We start from the raw sequence: 2,447 nt of genomic DNA, 5'->3' as shown, positions 1-2,447 counted from the left end.
GGCGAGGCGGTCGCGCGGCTGGTCGACGTCGACGCCGCCGTGGAGGTGCTGCGCGGGAAGATCGAGTTCGAGCCGGGTGAGGAGGGCCGCGAGACGGAGATCCTCCGCTATCTCCTGCGCAGCGCCACGGTCGACGTGGTGCGCGAGATGTTCCGCGGTCTCGACCTGGCCCCCCTCGTCGAGGCGTTCGACGGGTCGGTGACCCTGACCACCGGCGCCAGTGTCACCGCGGCGGAGTTCCTCGACGACCTGCCCGAGCTCTCCGATCCGGACCTCTACGACCGGATCGCCGAGCGCGCGGGCGCCCAGACCGTGGGGCAGAGGGCGGGGGCGATCGAGTTCGCGCTGGAGGGGCTCTACCTCTCGCGGCGCCTGTCCAAGGAGACCGGGGACGGCGCCGCCGTCTACGGTTGACCCCCGGGGTCGACGATGGTGGCCGAGGAGCCGCCGGAGCAGGAGGGACGCGATGTCGCGAGACGAGCCCCGCGCGCGGTACGGACGATACGTCGGAGGCCCCGACCCTCTCGCGCCCCCGCTCGACCTGTCCGAGGCGCTCGAGGCGGTGTCCGAGGGGGTGATGTCCGGGTACTCGCCCGAGCAGTCGATGCGCGAGTTCCTCCGCCGGGGCGGTCGGGGCCAGGCCGGTCTCGACGACCTCGCGGGCAGGGTGCAGCGTCGGCGCCGTGAACTGCTCGAGCGCGGCCACCTGGGCGGGACCCTGGAGGAGGTGTCCGAGCTGTTGGACAAGGCGCTGTTGGCCGAACGCGGGCAGCTCGCCCGGGACACGCAGATGGACCCGATGGATCGCACCCTGCGAGAGATGACCATCGAGAACCTCCCGGAGTCCCCGGCCGCGGCGGTCGGCGAGCTCGCCGAGTACGACTGGGCCTCCTCCGATGCGAGGGAGGCCTACAGGAGGATCCAGGATCTCCTCGGAGCGGAGGCGCTCGAGTCGCGCTTCGCGGGGATGAAACAGGCCCTGGAGAACGCGACCGACGCCGATCGTGCGGCGGTGTCGGAGATGCTCGCCGACCTCACCGAGTTGCTCGACAAGCACGCTCGTGGGCAGGACACCCCCGAGGACTTCGAGCGGTTCATGGACAAGCACTCGGACTCCTTCCCGGAGCAGCCGGCCGACATCGACGAGCTCATCGACGTGCTGGCCCGGCGCGCGGCGGCCGCGCAGCGGATGATGCGGTCGATGACGCCGGAGCAGCGGGAGGAGTTGATGGCGCTCTCGCAGCAGGCGTTCGGCTCACCGGAACTCATGGAGCAGCTGGGTCGGCTCGACGGGCTACTGCAGTCACTCAGACCCGGCGAGGACTGGGACGGCTCCGCGGACTTCGACGGCGAGGAGGGACTCGGTTTCTCCGAGGGTGCCGCGGCGATGGCGGAGCTCGGTGACCTGGACCGTCTCGCCGAGCAGCTGGCGCGGGGCAGCGAGGGTTCGCCCCTGTCAGAGCTGGACCTCGAGGCCGTGGCCCGCCACCTCGGGGGAGAGGCCGCGGTCTCTCTGCGCACGCTGGCGCGGCTCGAGCAGTCGATGCGCGACTCGGGTTACCTGAGCAGGCGCCCCGACGGCGACCTGAGGTTGTCCCCGGCCGCACTGCGCAAGCTCGGCGGTTCCCTGCTGCGTGACGCCGCCCGTCGGCTCTCGGGTCGCACCGGCGCCCGCGAGACGCGGATGTCCGGGGCGGCGGGGGACCAGACGGGAGCGAGCCGCGCCTGGCGGTTCGGTGACGTGGAGTCGTGGGACGTGCCGCGGACCGTCACCAACGCCCTGTCCCGGGTCGTGGCCGAGGGTGGGGACCCGGGACAGGGAATCCGGCTGCTGCCGGACGACATCGAGGTCAGAGAGACGGAGTCGCGGACCCAGGCTGCCGTCGCGCTGCTGGTCGACACGTCGTTCTCGATGGCCATGGAGGGCCGATGGGTCCCGATGAAGCGCACCGCGCTGGCCCTGCACCACCTCGTGAGTTCGCGGTTCCGGCAGGACACGCTCCAACTCATCTCGTTCGGCCGCTTCGCCCGGACCCGGACGGTGGAGGACCTGCTCTCCCTCGACGCGGAGTACGAGATGGGCACCAACCTCCACCACGCCCTACTCCTGGCCGGCCGGTTCTTCCGGAGACACCCGTCGATGCAGCCGGTCCTGCTCATCGTCACCGACGGCGAGCCCACAGCTCATCTCCTGGGCAGCGGGGAGCCGTGGTTCGGCTACCCACCCGCACCGGAGACCATCCGCACGACCGTCGACGAGTTGGACCGCGTGGCGCGGTTCGGTGCGCAGACCACGTTCTTCCGGCTCGGCGACGACCCCGGGCTCGGTCGCTTTCTCGACGCGCTGGCCCGCCGGGTCGGCGGCACCGTGGTGGCCCCGGACGTCGACGACCTCGGGGCCGCCGTGGTCGGCAGGTTCCTCCACACACGGCGCGGCCGCCCGGGCT

The 2,447-nt window shown here is 71.9% G+C and carries 1 protein-coding gene and 1 pseudogene; both read left to right on the top strand.

Translation table 11 applies throughout. From position 1 onward, the window contains the following. Window positions 1–414, top strand: a pseudogene (locus G6026_RS01675) (magnesium chelatase); the annotation flags it as partial. A 52-nt stretch (window positions 415–466) separates the two neighbouring features. Then, on the top strand, window positions 467–2,447 hold a 1,981-nt coding region (locus G6026_RS01670), incomplete at its 3' end, for a VWA domain-containing protein (RefSeq protein ID WP_182612058.1).

The organism is Dietzia sp. DQ11-38-2 (assembly GCF_014145055.1).
Lineage (GTDB): Bacteria > Actinomycetota > Actinomycetes > Mycobacteriales > Mycobacteriaceae > Dietzia.
Note: the sequence above shows the minus strand (reverse complement) of the source record. Positions and strands in the feature narration are given on the sequence as shown.